The organism is Streptomyces sp. NPDC091292 (assembly GCF_044757265.1).
In the GTDB taxonomy this organism is placed as follows: Bacteria; Actinomycetota; Actinomycetes; order Streptomycetales; family Streptomycetaceae; genus Streptomyces.
The window spans coordinates 157114-172338 of sequence record NZ_JBIVUQ010000002.1; the positions used below are offsets into that span (position 1 = coordinate 157114).

The following is a 15225-nucleotide window of genomic DNA, read 5'->3' on the forward strand; positions in this document are numbered from 1 at the left end:
CCGGAGGCGAGGAGAGACACGGTGACGACCAAGAGAGCGACAACCGGGAAGCGCTCGATACGGCGCGGCACCAACCTGCCACGCATGGGGGACTTCAACGAGTCCGTGATCCTGGACGCCATCCGCCGGCACCCGGCGGGGCTGAGCCGGGTGGAACTCGCGCAGGCCACCGGACTGTCCGCGCAGACCGTCTCCAACATCACCCGCCGCCTCCTCGACCAGGGCGTGGCCAGGGAGTCGGGCAAGCAGAACACCGGCAGCGGAAAACCCCGTACCCTCCTCGAAATCGTGCCCACGTCCCGCTACGCCGTGGGCGTCCACCTCGACCCCGCCGTGATCACCTGCGTCCTGGTGGACCTCCTCGGCACGGTCGTCGCCCAGCGCAGTCAGCGCACGCCGAGCGGCAGCGACACCGAGGGGATCGTCGCCGACATGGCCGCGTCGGCGTGCGCGCTCATGGCGGAGCCGGGCGTGGACGAGGCGCGCGTGCTCGGCCTGGGCATCGCCGCGCCGGGCCCCATCGACGCCACCGCCGGCTGGGTCGTCGATCCGCCGGAGCTGCCCGGCTGGGGCCGCTACCCGCTGCGCGACCGGCTCAGCGAGGCGACCGGACTCCCGGCACTCCTCGACAAGGACGTCACAGCCGCCGTCGTCGCGGAACGCTGGGCCGGAGCGGGCGCCGACAGCCGCAACCTGCTCTTCTTCTACCTCGGCACCGGATCCGGCATGGGCCTGGTCGTGGAGGACATGGTCCTGCGCGGCGTCTCGGGCAACGCGGGCGAGGTCGGCGGCCTCGGCTCGGCGTGCTCGACACGCACCCTTGTGGACGAGGCCATCGCGCTCGGCGTGCTCGGCGGTGAGTACACGGTCCTCGACCCGGCCGACGCCCAGCACGGTCTGGAGCGGCTCGCGGCGCTCGCCGCCGAGGGTCACACGGAGGCCGACGGCATCATCGAACGCCTCGGCGTCCGCATCGGCCGGGGCGTCTGCGCGGCGGCGACCCTTCTCGACGTCGACACTGTCGTCTTCGGCGGCCCCACCTGGCATGTGCTCGACGACCGGCTGCTCACCACCATCGAGCCGATGGTCGCCCGGTCCCCGTTCGTCAGGCCGACGCATCCGACCACGGTCGTCTCCACCACCCTCGGCGAGAAGGTGGCCGCGGTGGGAGCGGCGTCCCTGGTCCTCGACCGGGCGCTCTCCGCACAGCCCAGGTCCCTGCTCCTTGGATGACCCCGAGTGCCGGAGGGCGTGCGGACCCCCGCGATGTTTCCGCAGGTCAACGCGGTCTTAACGGTCATGACAACGGTCACCGGTGCAGGCTTTGCCGATCTCTCCGGCATGCGTTTCACTGCGAGCGGGACATCACCGCGAGCGGGGATTTCGTTGTACCGGGGGGAAGGCGTAGACCATGAGCGAAAACGAACACGGCACCGAGGGACACGGCGGGCACGGCGGGCACACGCACGGGGTGTCGGTCGACGCCGACCGGCGCTGGCTCGGGATCGCCCTCGCGCTGATCACGACGTTCATGGCCGCCGAGGTCGTCGTCGGTGTCATGGCCCGTTCGCTGGCGCTGATCTCGGACGCGGCCCACATGCTCACGGACGCCGTGTCCATCGTCCTCGCGCTGATCGCCATGCGGCTGGCCGCCCGCCCGGCACGCGGCGGCTTCACCTACGGACTCAAGCGCGCCGAGATCCTCTCCGCCCAAGCCAACGGCCTCACCCTGCTCCTGCTGGGCGCCTGGCTGGCGTACGAGGCGGTACGCCGGCTGATCACCCCGGAGACGGTCGAGGGCGGTCTGATGCTGGTCACCGCGCTCGTCGGGATCGCGGTCAACCTGGTGGCGACCTGGTGCATCTCGAAGGCCAACCGCTCGTCGCTGAACGTGGAGGGCGCGTATCAGCACATCCTCAACGACCTGTTCGCCTTCATCGGCACCGCCATCGCGGCCCTGGTCGTCGTCCTCACCGGCTTCTCCCGCGCCGACGCCATCGCCACGCTGGTCGTCGTCGCCCTGATGGTCAAGGCCGGGTACGGGCTGCTGCGCGAGTCCGGGCGGATCTTCCTGGAGGCCGCGCCCGCCCACGTCGACCCCGACGAACTCGGCGACCGGCTCGTCGCCCAGCCCGCCGTGGACGAGGTCCACGATCTGCACGTCTGGGAGATCACCTCGGGCCAGGCCGCCCTGTCCGCCCACGTCCTGGTGGAGCCCGGCGGCGACTGCCACGCCGTCCGGCGCGGCCTGGAGCGGATCATGCGCCACGACTACGGCATCACGCACACCACACTCCAGGTCGACCACACGGCCACAGCCCTGCTCCAGGTCGCCGACCGCGACACGGCGGACACCCATGCGGGCCCGGACCATGCGGTCCCGGAGAACGGCCACTCCGGCGCCGGAGCGGACGGTGCGCACACGCACTGCGAGGAGCCGCACGGCCCCGTCCACCGCAACGAACCGCACGCGCACTGAGGCACGTGCGGATCGCGGCGGAGCGTCCCGGACAGCCAGGGCTCAGGCCGGCTTGCCCCCCGTGCAGGCCGCGCCCGGCTCCGGCGTCTGGGAGCCCTGCACATACTTCTCCAGGAACTGCGACACCCGGGGATCGTCGGCCGTCTTGACACCGAGCTGCTTGCCCCAGGCCGACAGCGTGATGGGCGAGGACTGCGCCGCGTAGGGGCTCATCAGCGTGTACGGCGTCTTCTCCACCCGCTCCTTCAGCGCGCTGACGTCCTTCTCCGGAGCCTTGTCGTTGTACGTGACCCAGACCGCGCCGTGCTCCAGCGAGTGGACGGCGTTGGTCTCGGCTATCTCCTCGGCGTACACGTCGCCGTCGCAGTTCATCCAGACCTGGTCGTGGTTGCCGCCGGTCGCGGGCGCCATCTTGTACTCGACGGGTGTGGTGACGTGGTCACGGCCCAGGTCCTTCCACGACTTCTCGCCGCTGATCGGCTTGGCGGCGGCCTCCGCCTTGGCGTCCTCCTTCTTCTGGTTGTCCTGGACGAAGTACCAGAGGCCGCCGACGAGTCCGGCGACGATGACACCGCTGAGCGTGACGGTGATGATGCGGTTGCGGCGCTCCCGGGCGGCTTCCGCGCGGCGCTGCTCCTCGATCTTGGCGCGACGGGCGGCTCGTTGGGCTTTGGCTCCGGAGGAACCCATGGCATGTCCTTGTCCCCGCCGTGCCTTACCCGGCGTGCGGCGGTGCGAGTCGAGCGGTCGATGGCCGGCATGCGCGCGTACGCCGGCCCGCGCCCTGGGTGGGTGCGGGACGTCGCGTGCGCGAGGGTCCGGTCTAGATCCGCTGAACACTCAACTCATGCAAGTCCGGTGCGGGTTGTCGTACCTGTGGCGCGTCCGGAGCGGCCGTCGCGCCCTGGGTCGCGGCGCCCGAACCGGACTCCAGCGGCTTGGTCGACGGTGCCTGGGCGGGGGAGACGGTGCCGCCCGCCACACCGGTCGCGGCGTGGCACCGCACGTCACCGTGGCCCAGGTCCGGGCACAGGTCACCGAGGCCGGGGGCGAGACGGGCGGCGTCCACGGTCGAAGCCGACACGGATGCCGATGCCGACGTCGGCCGGTCCGCCGTGAAGGCGTCGTCGCCCGGGTGCGTACACACCGGGAACAGCCACAGCACGACGGCGAGCAGAGCGGTGCACCGCAGCACGAAGACCGAGGCGACGTGTCCCGTCGCGCTCCGGAATCCGCTGGCCCGGTTGCTCATCGCGGCAGATAGTAACCACCGGTGGTGGCTTCACGGAACGGCACCCCGGACAACACCCGTCCCGGCCCGCTCACCGATCGGCGGACCCGCCCCCGGACCGCAGCAGATCCACGAGGCCCGTCCCGCCCTCCGTGCCGTGCCCGCTCTCGACCCGGCGCCGCATCAGGTCGAAGTACGGCGTCAGTAGCTCGGGGCTGACACCCTGCTCGTGCGCCGTCCCCACGAACGTCTTGATCCCCGCGACCTGCATCGCCAGATTCGAGACGACGCCCGATGTGTGATCACCGCTCTCCAACTGCTCGGCCATCTGTCCGACGGCCCCCGACATCGACACCACCCACTCCGTGAGCAGCGGCGCGAACTCCTTGAGCGCGATCTCGTCCTCGCCGCGCACCAGCGCGAACGCGTGCGTGATGCCCGCGAACGCGCCGTACATCGCACTCAGCAGCGCCACGTCCTGAAGCGCGGCGTGTCCGGCGTCGGCGCCGACGTACCGCGTCCCGACCGGGACCGCCAGCGCCTCGCGCCGCGCCTCGAACAGCTCACGGGACCCGCTGTAGAAGACATAACCGCCCGCCTCCGGCTGCCCCACCATCGGCGGTACGGCCATGATCCCGCCGCTCAGGAAACGGGCCCCGCGCGCCTGCGCCCACGCGGCACGCGCCCTGGCCTCGGCCGGGGAGCCGGTGGTGACGTCCACCAGGTCCTTACCGGTGAGATCAGCGCTCTCCAGGGCCTCGCCGACGGAGGCGTCGTCCAGCAGACAGGTCACGACGAGCGTGTTCGCGGCGACCGCGTGAGCGGCGCTCTCGGCCCGCGTGGCGCCCTCGGCCACCAGGGCGTCGGCGCGGCTCGCGGTGCGGTTCCAGACGGTCACGGAGTATCCGGCGGCGAGCCAGGCGCGGGCGAAGGCGGCACCCATGTCGCCGAGGCCGAGAAGGGAGACGGAACGGGTGGGGGAAGTGGGGTCGGACTGTGTGTCGGTCATGACGATTAGGCTGGTCGGAAGGGTCGGGGCCGACAAGTACGTACTTGGAAGTGGGTACTTTCCCCGAGGTAGGTGACCAGCTCGGAGCGGGTCGGAGAAAGGTGGCGGGGCGATGGCGACCGTGGGCAGGCCGGGTGCGCGGGACGGATATCACTGCGGGATCGACGCGGCGATGGATGTGATCGGCGGCAAATGGAAGGTCCTGATCCTCTGGGCCCTGGACGAGAGCCCGCGCCGCTTCGGCGAGCTGCGCAGAATGCTCCCCGGCATCACGGAGAAGGTCCTCACCGCGCACCTCCGCGAACTGGAGACCCACGGCATCGTCGACCGCACGGCGTACGACGAGATCCCGCCCCGCGTCGACTACGCCCTGACCGCCCGCGGCCGGGCCCTGAGCACCGCGCTCGAACCCCTCGGTGAATGGGGCAGGGAACATGTCCTGGGGCAGCGGCCGACCCCGGAAGCCGCAGTGGGCGCGTAACTCCTCGACGAAGGGGGCGACTTGCCCGCCGCCGGCCGTCGCACGCCGTGGAAAATCCGGTGGAGGAGCCCGGCGCCCCTCGTCATGATGACGCCATGAACCAGCATGTGCCTCCCGTGGAGGCTCTGATCGTGGTGGATGTCCAGGCGGCAGGAGTGACCGGTGACCGCGCCGTGCCCGACGCGGCGCGTCTCGTGGACCGGACGGCGGATCTGATCGCACGGGCACGGCAGAGCGGGGCGCTCGTCGTCCACCTCCAGAACGACGGCGCGCCCGGCACGGGCGACGAGCCGCACACACCCGGATGGGAACTCCACCACCCCGTCCTGACCGGCCCCACGGAGGTGGTGATCCGCAAACCCGAGGACGACGGCTTCGCGAAGACCTCGCTGGGGCGCGTCCTGACCGATGCGGGCGTCCAGGCGCTCGCGGTGTGCGGCATGATGTCCGAGATGTGCGTCCAGGCGACCTCCCGTACGGCCCTGGCGTTGGGCTACCGGGTCGTCCTGCCGCACGACGCCCACGCGACCCAGAACATTCCGGCCGCCCCGGGAATCAGCGACGAGATTCCGGCGGCGACGGTCTCCCGCGTCGCCGAATGGGCCCTCGGCAGCGACGTCGAGATCACCGCTCTCGCGGCCGGCATCACCTTCACGGCCCTACCCGCACGGTCCCGCTGAACGGGTGTACGCGCGTCGGGCCCGACACGCCCGGTTCGCAGTTCCCCCTTCACAAATTCGCGCCCTACCCCAGACGGATTCACGGTGTCCCGGAGCGAAAACTCCGAGGTCGCCGTGGATCGAACCCCGTGCCGTGCTACTGTTGATCCCAGTTGCAGTTGTGGTTCCCATAGACTTCAAGTGCCTTGGACGACTTCGTGTCGTCGGGCATTTTTTTGTTTTCGGTGCAGTTTTCCGACGGGGTAATCATCGCGGCGACGCCGGAGTTCACACAGTGTGGGCACCGGGTACTGCCCCAGAAGGAGAATTGACATGGCTACTGGCACCGTGAAGTGGTTCAACGCGGAAAAGGGCTTCGGCTTCATCGAGCAGGAGGGTGGCGGCCCCGACGTCTTCGCCCACTACTCGAACATCGCCACCCAGGGCTTCCGTGAGCTTCAGGAAGGCCAGAAGGTGAACTTCGACGTCACGCAGGGCCAGAAGGGCCCGCAGGCCGAGAACATCGTTCCCGCCTGACCCTGAAGCGTACGACGCAGCTGGGGCCCGCACCGAGGGGTGCGGCCCCAGCTCGTTGCCGTTTGCGGCACTTCCCCCGCACGACGGCGGCCCACCGCTCACGCGACGACGCGTGAACGACCACGTGGCACAGCACCAGGCGACGTACCGTTCCGCCCCTCGGCGGACGACCCGGCAGGCACAACGCCCGCCGCTCGGGACGGACCCGCAGGGCCCACAGGATCCGGAGTACTTCCAGGATCCACAGGGCCCCCAGACCCGTCCGGAGCCCAAGATTCGGCCCCGTCGCCTTCTTTACGGCGAATTCCGGTACTCCGGCGCCCGGCACCTTGCTGCCGGGGCGGGGGACCGGCTTCGGTCAATCAGTTCATCGGCTCGTTCTTGCAATTCCCACGGCGTATTTTCGCCGGGAATTCCTCGATACGTGCCTTATCGAGGAAAGGTTCTCCTTGAACCGCTCAGCTCGCACGAACGACCGCTATTCCAACTCTCGTAAGAGCGCGTCGGCCAACTCCGGCCGAGGCGCCCGATTCCGGCCCAAGGGCCAGGGCGGCGGCCGTCCCGGCAACCGCTCCGGTGGCGGCCGGAGCTCCTCGGCCCCGCAGGGCGAGTTCGCGCTGCCGGACACCATCACCCCGCCGCTGCCCCCGGCCGCGACCTTCGCCGAACTGGGCATGCCGGTCGAGCTGTTGAAGATGCTCACCAGCCTCGGTGTGAACGAGCCGTTCCCGATCCAGGCCGCGACGCTCCCCAACAGCCTCGCGGGCCGCGACGTCCTCGGCCGCGGACGCACCGGATCCGGCAAGACCCTCGCCTTCGGCCTGGCCCTCCTGGTCCGCACCGCGGGACAGGTCGCCGAGCCCCGGCAGCCCCTCGCCCTGGTCCTCGTCCCCACCCGGGAACTCGCCCAGCAGGTCACCGACGCGCTCACCCCCTACGCCCGCGCCCTGAAGGTGCGGATGGCCACGGTCGTCGGCGGGATGTCGATCGGCCGGCAGGCCGGTGCGCTGCGCTCCGGCGCCGAGGTCGTCGTCGCGACGCCCGGCCGCCTCAAGGACCTCATCGAGCGCAAGGACTGCCGTCTGGACCGGGTGAAGATCACCGTTCTCGACGAGGCCGACCAGATGGCCGACATGGGCTTCATGCCGCAGGTCACCGCGCTGCTCGACCAGGTGCTCCCCGACGGCCAGCGCATGCTGTTCTCGGCGACGCTGGACCGGAACATCGACCTCCTGGTCCGCCGCTACCTGCACGACCCGGTCGTCCACTCCGTCGACCCGTCGGCGGGCGCGGTCGTGACGATGGAGCACCACGTCCTGCACGTCCAGGTCGCCGACAAGTACGCCACGACCACCGAGATCGCCGCCCGCGAAGGCCGCGTGATCATGTTCCTGGACACCAAGCACGCCGTCGACAAGCTGACCAAGCACCTGCTGAGCAGCGGTGTACGGGCCGCCGCGCTGCACGGCGGCAAGTCGCAGCCCCAGCGCACCCGCACCCTCGCCCAGTTCAAGACCGGGCACGTCACGGCGCTGGTCGCCACCAATGTCGCGGCCCGCGGCATCCACGTCGACGACCTCGACCTCGTCGTCAATGTCGACCCGCCGAGCGACCACAAGGACTACCTGCACCGCGGCGGCCGTACCGCCCGCGCCGGGGAGTCCGGCAGCGTCGTGACGCTCGTACTGCCCAACCAGCGCCGCGACATGGCCCGTCTGATGGCGGACGCCGGGATCACCCCGCAGATCGCGCAGGTCCGCTCCGGTGAGGCCGAGCTGAGCCGTATCACCGGCGCGCAGGCGCCCTCCGGCGTGCCCGTCACCGTGACCGCGCCCGTCGCCGAGCGCCCCAAGCGCACCGGCAGCGCCCCCTTCCGGGGCCGCGGTACCCGCCGGGGCCGCCCCGGCCGTGGCGGCGGCGAGTCACGCCGGACCGGCGAGGCCAAGCAGACCGCCGAGGCCCGTCAGGCCGCACGCGTGCGCCGCGCCGGCTGACGGACGCCGGCCCGCAGGAACACACGAGAGGCGCCCCTCCCCGCGCGGGAGGGGCGCCTCTCGTCCGTGTACGCCCGCCGTCAGCGTCCCTGGAGCGCCTTCACGTTGTCACCGAAGGTCCAGCCCTTCGAACCGTCCCAGTTCAGCGACCAGGTCATCAGCCCCTTGAGGCCGCCGCCGTACGTGTTCCACGCCTGCGACACGAGACCCGGCGCCATGTACCCGCCGCCCGCGCCCGCCTGGGCCGGAAGCCCCGGGACCTGCTTGTCGTACGGGACCTTGATCGTGGTGCCCTGGATCACCAGACCCTTGTTGAGGCAGTTGGTCTGCGCCGTGAACCCGGCGACCGTACCGGCCGAGTAGGAGTCGCCGGAGCAGCCGTACATGCTGCCGTTGTAGTACTGCATGTTCAGCCACCAGAGGCGGCCGTTGTCCGCGTACTTCTTCACGATCGGCAGATACGCGCCCCAGATCGAGCCGTAGACCACACTGCCGCCGGTGACGTACGCCGTCTCGGGGGCCATCGTCAGGCCGAAGTTGGACGGCATCTGGGCGAGGACGCCGTCGATGATGCGGATGAGGTTGGCCTGCGACGGGGACAGCGTGTTGATGTTGCCGCTGCCGACGAGGCCGGTCTCGATGTCGATGTCGATGCCGTCGAAGTTGTACGTCTTCAGGATCGGCACGATCGTCTGCACGAACCGGTCGGCGACCGCCGACGAGCTGAGGTCGATCCCGGCCGTGGCACCGCCGATCGACATCAGGATCGTCTGGCCGTCCGCCTTGGCCTGGCACATCTCGGCCGGCGTCGCGACCTTCACGGTCGAGTCCATGCCGTCCTCCCAGAGGACGGTGCCGTCCGAACGGATGACCGGGAAGGCGGCGTTGAGCACGTTGTAGCCGTGGGCGCGGATACGGCTGTCGGTGATCGGGATCCAACCCAGCGGCGGATGCACGCCGTTGGAGGAGCCGTCCCAGTTCTCCCAGTACCCCTGGAGCACCTTGCCCGCGGGTTTCGACTTGACCGCGCAGGTGGTCGCCTGGGTGGTGGGAGGTGCGGCGGCGGGGGAACTGGCCTGGCTGCTCGGGGCCGCCGCGACCATCAACTGCGCGACGCCGGCGAGGGCGAGACCGAGTCCGAGCAGCAGACGGGATGCCCGGCGCGGGGCGGGGGTTCGGGCAGCGGTTCGGGCAGCGGTTCGGGGTGACACGTTTACCTCCTGGAGCGTGGGGAGCCTGGAGACGTACGTGGGGTGGTGCGTCGGTGGTGTGTCGGTGGTGCGTCCGGTGCGTCCGGTGCGTCCGGTGTGTGCGGGTGGGGACGGCGCACGGGCGGTGATGTGCCAGACCGTAAGTTGGTACAGACCATTCGTCAAGAGGTCTGGACCAGATCGGCGAGCCAGTCGTACGCCGCCCGTGCCGTGAACTCCGCCTGCCCGCCCCGGAACAGCAGATCCGCCGTACCGAAGGCCGGATCGTCCGCCTGTGCCGCGACATACGGGACGGCGACGCAGCGCATGCCCGCCGCGTGTGCCGCCAGCGCGCCCGGCGCCGCGTCCTCCAGGACCACGCAGTCCGCGGGGTCCGCGCCGAGCAGCCGGGCCGCCGCCAGGAAGACGTCGGGGGCCGGCTTGCCGTGCGCCACCTCGTCCGCCGAGACCCGGACCGGAACCAGCTCGCCGAGGCCGGTGCCGGTCAGGATCGCGTCGATCGCGGCGCGCGACGACCCGGACGCCACCGCCATCGGCACCCCGGCCCCGTGCAGCCGCTCCACGAACCTCCGCATCTCCGGGTACACCCGCGTCGACGCGCGGGCCAGCTCCAGATAGTGGCGGTCGAGGTCCGCGAGCAGCGCGTCGACCGGCGCCCCGATCCCGTACCGCTCCCGCAGCAGGGCCAGGGTCTCGCGGGTGCTGATGCCGACGTAGCTCTCGTGGTCCTGCCAGGTGAAGCCGGTGACGCCGTGCGCGGCGAGGAGGCGGAGGCCCGCCTCGAAGTAGTTCGGCTCGCTGTCCACGAGGGTGCCGTCGAGGTCGAAGACCACCGAGAGGCGGGGGCGCGGTACGGGAGTGCTCATGCGCCCCAGCATGCCAAGCCGGTGATCACCTCGGTGCGGCGGCCGACCGTCCGACCGACTCCACCAGAGGCAGCAGCCGGTGCGGCACCCGCTCGCGCAGGGCGACCTCGGTACGGGTGCGGACGACGCCAGGGAGCTGGATCAACCGCTGGATCACATCCTCCAGATGACCGTTGTCCCGCGCGGCCACCCGGGTCAGCAGATCGCCGCCGCCGGTGATGGAGTACGCCTCGATGATCTCCGGCACGGCGGCCAGCGCCTCGCCGACGTCGTCCAGGTGCCCCTGAGTGACCTCGACGTGGACGAACGCGAGGACTGGGTGGCCCAGTGCGGCGGGGGACAGCGAGGGGGCCGTGCCGGTGATCACACCGTCCCGCTCCAGCCGGTCGAGCCGCGCCTGGAGCGTGCCCCGCGCGACACCGAGGACGCGGGCGTACTCCCGCACGCTGGTGCGCGGTTGCTCCAGGAGCAGCCGCAGGATCCGGGTGTCCAGCTCGTCCACGGCCACGGTGTGTCGCTCTCCCGCCCACTCGGCATGATCGAACCTGGCGGAAGGATCACTTCCACGGTACCAATGGCCCGGTGCGGGGGGTGTCGGCTGGGCCGTCGTCCGTACGGAGGGCTTCTCGGGGTCCGCGATGGCTCTGGGGTCGCGTGGGGGCCGTGTCGAGTGTGCGCCGTCGCCGTCGCCGTTGATCGGCGGTGTCGGCCGTTGGTTCGCCTCCGGCCCCGTATCCGGCGACTCGCCTGTGCCATTGGCCCAGCCCGTCCGGCCTCGGTTGAGCCAAGGGGCTCCGGGATGCTCTGATGGTGCCGTCGATGGCGCTGCGGAACTCCGCGGCGCCTTTTTCATGCGCCGCGCGAGGCAGGTCGCGCGGGCGGGCGGAAGGGGCGGGGAAGCCGTGCTGAAGGGGATGTTCGTGGCGCCGGACCCAGGGCGGCAGCGGCTGCGCGCCGCGACCCGGGCGGTGCTCGGCATCGGCGCGGCGGTGGCCCTCTGCGGCCTCACCGGGCACTCGCTCGTCGCCGCCGTCACCGGGGGCCTGGCGGCGCTCCTCGCGCTGTTCACGGTCACCGACGCGACCGTGCGCGGCCAGGCGCTCACCACCCTGCTGCTGCCGGCGGTCGGCTTCCCCGTCCTCGCTCTCGCCGCCGGACTCCACGACCACCCGGTGGCCAGGGACACGGCGCTGCTCGCCGTCGTCGGCCTGGGGGTGTACGCGCGCCGCTGGGGACCCCGGGGCCATGCGCTGGGCGTCTTCGCGTTCATGGCCTTCTTCAGCACCCAGTTCCTGCACACCGTGCCCGGCCAACTGCCCGAGCTGTACGCCGCCGTGGCGCTCTCCCTGCTGATGTCGTCGGCCGTCCGGTTCGGCCTGTGGTGCTACGAGCGGCGGCTGCCCGCACCCGTCGTACCGGCGCCGCCGACCGGGCGTGGCCTGGCCCGTACGACCACGCGCCAGGCGGTCCAGGCGACCGCGGGCGCCGCCGTCGCGCTCATGGTGGGCCAACTGCTCTCCGAACAGCGCTGGTACTGGGCCGTCGGCGCCACCTGGTGGATGTTCGTCAACACCGCGTCGCGAGGCGAAACCCTCGTCCGCGGCTTCCGCCGGGTCCTCGGCACGCTGATCGGCCTGGCCGTCGGAGTCGTGGCCGTCGTCCCCCTCCAGGGCGCCCCCGTGCCCACCGCCGTCCTCGTCGTGGTGAGCGTCTTCGGGATCTTCTACACCGCCGCCGTGTCCTACACATGGATGATGCTCGCGGTGACCGTCCTCGCCGGTTCGCTGTACGGGCTGCTCGGCGTCCTGGACCCCGCCCTGCTCGCGCTGCGACTCCTGGAGACCGGTGTCGGGGCGCTCGGCGGGATGCTGGCGGTGCTGCTCGTGCTGCCGGTCACCACCCACACCACCACGCACGCGTGGATCGCCCAGGCCCTGCGCCGCGTGCACGCCTGCACGGCCGAGGCCGCGGCCCGCCTCGCGGGATCCGCGACCGCCGACCCCACCGGACACGTCGCCGAACTGGAGGCCCTGCTCGGCCGCGTACGGCTCTCCCTCGCACCGCTCGTGCATCCGCTCAGCCCGCTGCGCGCCCGCAAGGCCCGCGCCCGGCAGGTCCTCGCCCTGCTCGACACCTGCGCGGACGAGGTACGGGGACTCGCCTCCGTCGCCGCCGACCCGGAGGCGTCCCACGACGACCGGCTCGCCGCCGCGTGCCGGCGTGTCGAGGCCGCCGTGGAAGCCCTGACGGAACCGGCGTACGGGGGTTCGGAGGCGGCCGATCCGGGCCGCGCACCGGAGCGTCCGGTCCCGGAGCACGCGCTGCCCACCGTGCCCGCGCTCGCCCATCTGCACCGCCTGGAGGGGGCGCTCGCGGCGCTCTCCGCGCCGGTACGCAGCTCTCCCCGCGCACCCCTGGTCCGCGTCTGACCCCGCACCACCCGAACGGGCACCGCACCAAGGGCCGGCCCGCCCGCGCGCTCGACCACCCGGCGGCACCGGACGGCACCGGACGGCACCTTCACGGGCCGACACCGCGACGTCGCCGGGGATCTGGTCTAGACCGCTCGCCGTTGGCTGCTACCGTCGGCCGCACCAACGCAGGCAGCCGAGAGGGGACAGTTCAGTGGCAGTGGGCGGCAGGGACGCCGGGCGGGCGTACATCGGATCCTTCACGGCGGCCGGCGGCTGGGGCGTCGTCACCGCCGCCGTCGACCACGCGACGGGCGCGCTCACGGTCCTCGGCGTCAGCGACGCGGTCGCGGACCCCTCGTATCTCGCGCTCGCCCCCGCCGGTGACCTGCTCTACGCCGTCAGCGAGACGGACGAAGGGGCCGTCGCCGCGTACCGGGTGACCGGCGCGACACCCGAACTCACCGCGCCGCCCGTCCCGGTGCGGGGCGCGGGCCCCACCCATCTCGCGGTGCACGCGGGCCATGTGCTGACCGCCAACTACGGCTCCGGCAGCGTCACCGCCGTGCCGCTGCGCCCCGACGGGACCCTCGGCGACGCCCCGTCCGCCGTGCTCACGCACAAGGGATCGGGCCCGCATCCGCAGCGCCAACAGGCCCCGCACGCCCATCAGGTGGTGCCCGACCCGAGTGGCCGGTGGGCCGTCGGTGTGGACCTCGGGACCGATTCCCTGAGGGTGTGCGCGCTGGACGCGGGCGGCGACCTGACCCTGCACCGGGAGGTGGCGCTGCGCCCCGGATCGGGTCCCCGCCATCTGGCGTTCCACCCGCGCGGCGGCATCGCCTACGTCCTGAACGAGCTGACGCCCACCGTCACCGTCTGCCGCTGGGACGCGGACGACGGCGCGCTGAAGCCGCTCGGTGAGACATCCGTACTGCCGGGCGCGCCGGACGGCGACGCCTATCCGTCCGCGATCGTCGTGGCGCCCGACGGCCGTTTCGTGTGGACCGCGACGCGGGGCGAGGACGTCGTGTCGGTCCTCGCCGTCGAGGAGGCGGGGGAGCGGCTGCGGTTCCTGGCGACGGTGCCGTGCGGCGGACACTGGCCGCGCGATCTGGCGCTGGGGTCGACGGGCCGGCATCTGTACGCGGCCAACGAGCGCTCCGGCGACGTGACCTGGTTCGAGGTCGACCTGGAGACGGGGCTTCCGCGCCGGGCCGGGGCCCTGGACGCGCCCGCCGTCTCGTGCGTGGTCTTCGACTGACACCCACCCGCAGCATGACGGCCGTAGGGCCCGTTCCCGGCCAGGAGCGGGCCCTACGGCCGTCATGCTGCGCGTGTTGGTGCGTGTTCAGTGCGCGGGCGCGCCCGTCGGCTGCTGGGCGATCCCCAGGGCCGTCGTGTACTTGGACAGGGCCAGCTTGCCGATCGCCGGGTAGGCGCCGAGGGATTCGGCGGCGGAGCACCCCGCTTCGCGCGCTGCCTCCTCGACGAGCGTCGCGTCGATCTCCGGCCCGATCAGATACGGCGCGAGCGCGAGCTGCGACGAGCCCGACGTCCGTAGCTGCTCCGCCGTCGCCGCGATGGAGCCCTGGTCGTCGAGGGCCGCTGCCATCACCGGCACCGCGAGCCGCGCGGCAAGGAGCATGCCCGTGATCCCGGCGGCCTGCACGGCCTCCTCGCCGCCCACCGAGGCGAGGATGATGCCGTCGGCGGCCGTGGCCACCGTGAACAGCCGGGCGCGGTCGGCGCGGGCCAGACCGGCCTCGGAGAGCCGGACGTGCAGCGCCTCCGCGAGCAGCGGGTGCGGACCGAGGACATCGGTCAGCTCCGCGGCGGTGCGGCTGTCCATCACGGCCTGGCGGACCCGGCGCAGCAGCGCGGCGTCCGGGCCCGCGAGCAGCGGCACCACGACCGCGACGGGGCCGTCCGGCTCGGTCACGTCCGCGCCGTCGGCGCGTGCCTGCTCGAAGCGGGCGGTGCGCTCCTGGGCGGCGTGCGCGAGCACGGCCTGAAGGGACAGGAACTCGCCGTCGTCCCCGTCCAGGTATCCGATCCTGGCGTCGAGGCCGGGAAGCTCGGAGCGGGCGATGCTCACGACCTCCTCGGCGAGGCTCCGGGTGGCGCCACTGGGCGTGCCCGGGACCGCGAGCACGAGCGCGGGCGCACCTTCGGGCGCCACCACGGGTTCGGGGCGGCGGTGCCGTCCCGACTGTCGGGGTCGCGGCATTCGTACTGGCAGGCCGGAGGCGGGCCCAGTGGGGGTGCTCATGGCGCCGCATGCTACTGGCTTCAAGGGTTCCCCTGTTCGGGGAGGGTGCAGGTGAGCGGTATCCGTCCGTATATG

Annotated in this window: 15 protein-coding genes; 8 read left to right on the top strand and 7 right to left on the bottom strand. The window is 72.0% G+C overall.

The genetic code is table 11. The annotated features are described in order from the left end of the window. Positions 1–21 precede the first annotated feature (21 nt). Both ACIQNU_RS08780 and ACIQNU_RS08785 read left to right on the top strand, forming a co-directional pair. Positions 22–1233, top strand: a complete 1212-nt coding sequence (locus tag ACIQNU_RS08780) for an ROK family transcriptional regulator (RefSeq protein WP_401362917.1) — start codon at positions 22–24, stop codon at positions 1231–1233. Positions 1234–1411: 178 nt separating this feature from the next. Continuing rightward, a complete protein-coding gene (locus ACIQNU_RS08785) occupies positions 1412–2479 on the top strand; it encodes a cation diffusion facilitator family transporter (protein WP_401362920.1) in 1068 nt (355 codons plus the stop codon). Between the two features lie 42 nt (positions 2480–2521). Here the strand turns inward: ACIQNU_RS08785 and ACIQNU_RS08790 are convergent, their stop codons facing one another. The 3 genes from ACIQNU_RS08790 to ACIQNU_RS08800 all read right to left on the bottom strand — a co-directional run bounded on the left by ACIQNU_RS08790 (position 2522) and on the right by ACIQNU_RS08800 (position 4719). Continuing rightward, complete coding sequence (locus ACIQNU_RS08790; protein WP_401362923.1) at positions 2522–3169, bottom strand: DUF3105 domain-containing protein; 648 nt, start codon at positions 3167–3169, stop codon at positions 2522–2524. A 133-nt stretch (positions 3170–3302) separates the two neighbouring features. Beyond that, a complete protein-coding gene (locus ACIQNU_RS08795; protein ID WP_401362926.1) occupies positions 3303–3731 on the bottom strand; it encodes a hypothetical protein in 429 nt (142 codons plus the stop codon). Positions 3732–3801: 70 nt separating this feature from the next. Beyond that, positions 3802–4719 carry an NAD(P)-binding domain-containing protein gene (locus ACIQNU_RS08800; RefSeq protein ID WP_401362929.1) on the bottom strand — a complete coding sequence of 306 codons (918 nt, stop codon included), beginning with the start codon at positions 4717–4719 and terminating at the stop codon, positions 3802–3804. Positions 4720–4831: 112 nt separating this feature from the next. Between ACIQNU_RS08800 and ACIQNU_RS08805 the strand changes: the two genes are divergently transcribed. From ACIQNU_RS08805 to ACIQNU_RS08820, 4 genes are all read left to right on the top strand, one after another. Beyond that, positions 4832–5200 carry a winged helix-turn-helix transcriptional regulator gene (locus ACIQNU_RS08805; RefSeq protein ID WP_401362932.1) on the top strand — a complete coding sequence of 123 codons (369 nt, stop codon included), beginning with the start codon at positions 4832–4834 and terminating at the stop codon, positions 5198–5200. 95 nt (positions 5201–5295) lie between these two features. Next, positions 5296–5880 carry an isochorismatase family protein gene (locus ACIQNU_RS08810; RefSeq protein ID WP_401362934.1) on the top strand — a complete coding sequence of 195 codons (585 nt, stop codon included), beginning with the start codon at positions 5296–5298 and terminating at the stop codon, positions 5878–5880. A 312-nt stretch (positions 5881–6192) separates the two neighbouring features. Then, positions 6193–6396, top strand: coding sequence for a cold-shock protein (locus ACIQNU_RS08815; RefSeq protein ID WP_018536328.1), 204 nt, complete (start codon positions 6193–6195; stop codon positions 6394–6396). A gap of 449 nt (positions 6397–6845) precedes the next feature. Then, entirely contained in the window at positions 6846–8390 is a 1545-nt protein-coding gene (locus ACIQNU_RS08820; RefSeq protein WP_401362939.1) for a DEAD/DEAH box helicase, read from the top strand. Between the two features lie 80 nt (positions 8391–8470). On the opposite strand, the gene ACIQNU_RS08825 is transcribed toward ACIQNU_RS08820, so the two are convergent. The 3 genes from ACIQNU_RS08825 to ACIQNU_RS08835 all read right to left on the bottom strand — a co-directional run bounded on the left by ACIQNU_RS08825 (position 8471) and on the right by ACIQNU_RS08835 (position 10975). Then, positions 8471–9493 (bottom strand): chitinase, encoded by a 1023-nt coding sequence (locus ACIQNU_RS08825; protein WP_401364199.1) that lies wholly within the window; start codon positions 9491–9493, stop codon positions 8471–8473. A 269-nt stretch (positions 9494–9762) separates the two neighbouring features. Then, on the bottom strand, positions 9763–10467 hold the full coding sequence (locus ACIQNU_RS08830) for an HAD family hydrolase (protein ID WP_401362942.1): 705 nt from the start codon (positions 10465–10467) through the stop codon (positions 9763–9765). A gap of 25 nt (positions 10468–10492) precedes the next feature. Beyond that, a complete protein-coding gene (locus tag ACIQNU_RS08835; protein WP_401362945.1) occupies positions 10493–10975 on the bottom strand; it encodes an Lrp/AsnC family transcriptional regulator in 483 nt (160 codons plus the stop codon). 394 nt (positions 10976–11369) lie between these two features. Here ACIQNU_RS08835 and ACIQNU_RS08840 point away from each other — a divergent pair, with 394 nt between their 5' ends. Next, complete coding sequence (locus ACIQNU_RS08840; RefSeq protein WP_401362948.1) at positions 11370–12896, top strand: FUSC family protein; 1527 nt, start codon at positions 11370–11372, stop codon at positions 12894–12896. A gap of 196 nt (positions 12897–13092) precedes the next feature. Then, positions 13093–14142, top strand: coding sequence for a lactonase family protein (locus tag ACIQNU_RS08845; protein ID WP_401362951.1), 1050 nt, complete (start codon positions 13093–13095; stop codon positions 14140–14142). An 87-nt stretch (positions 14143–14229) separates the two neighbouring features. Here the strand turns inward: ACIQNU_RS08845 and ACIQNU_RS08850 are convergent, their stop codons facing one another. Next, positions 14230–15150, bottom strand: a complete 921-nt coding sequence (locus ACIQNU_RS08850; protein WP_401362954.1) for a sirohydrochlorin chelatase — start codon at positions 15148–15150, stop codon at positions 14230–14232. Between the last annotated feature and the right edge of the window lie 75 nt (positions 15151–15225).

Coding starts and splice junctions, on each gene's coding strand:
- ACIQNU_RS08790 (WP_401362923.1), bottom strand. CDS start 3,169: ATGGGTTCCTCCGGAGCCAAAGCCCAACGAGCCGCCCGTCGCGCCAAG.
- ACIQNU_RS08850 (WP_401362954.1), bottom strand. CDS start 15,150: ATGAGCACCCCCACTGGGCCCGCCTCCGGCCTGCCAGTACGAATGCCG.
- ACIQNU_RS08810 (WP_401362934.1), top strand. CDS start 5,296: ATGAACCAGCATGTGCCTCCCGTGGAGGCTCTGATCGTGGTGGATGTC.
- ACIQNU_RS08825 (WP_401364199.1), bottom strand. CDS start 9,493: ATGGTCGCGGCGGCCCCGAGCAGCCAGGCCAGTTCCCCCGCCGCCGCA.
- ACIQNU_RS08830 (WP_401362942.1), bottom strand. CDS start 10,467: ATGAGCACTCCCGTACCGCGCCCCCGCCTCTCGGTGGTCTTCGACCTC.
- ACIQNU_RS08800 (WP_401362929.1), bottom strand. CDS start 4,719: ATGACCGACACACAGTCCGACCCCACTTCCCCCACCCGTTCCGTCTCC.
- ACIQNU_RS08785 (WP_401362920.1), top strand. CDS start 1,412: ATGAGCGAAAACGAACACGGCACCGAGGGACACGGCGGGCACGGCGGG.
- ACIQNU_RS08815 (WP_018536328.1), top strand. CDS start 6,193: ATGGCTACTGGCACCGTGAAGTGGTTCAACGCGGAAAAGGGCTTCGGC.
- ACIQNU_RS08805 (WP_401362932.1), top strand. CDS start 4,832: ATGGCGACCGTGGGCAGGCCGGGTGCGCGGGACGGATATCACTGCGGG.
- ACIQNU_RS08795 (WP_401362926.1), bottom strand. CDS start 3,731: ATGAGCAACCGGGCCAGCGGATTCCGGAGCGCGACGGGACACGTCGCC.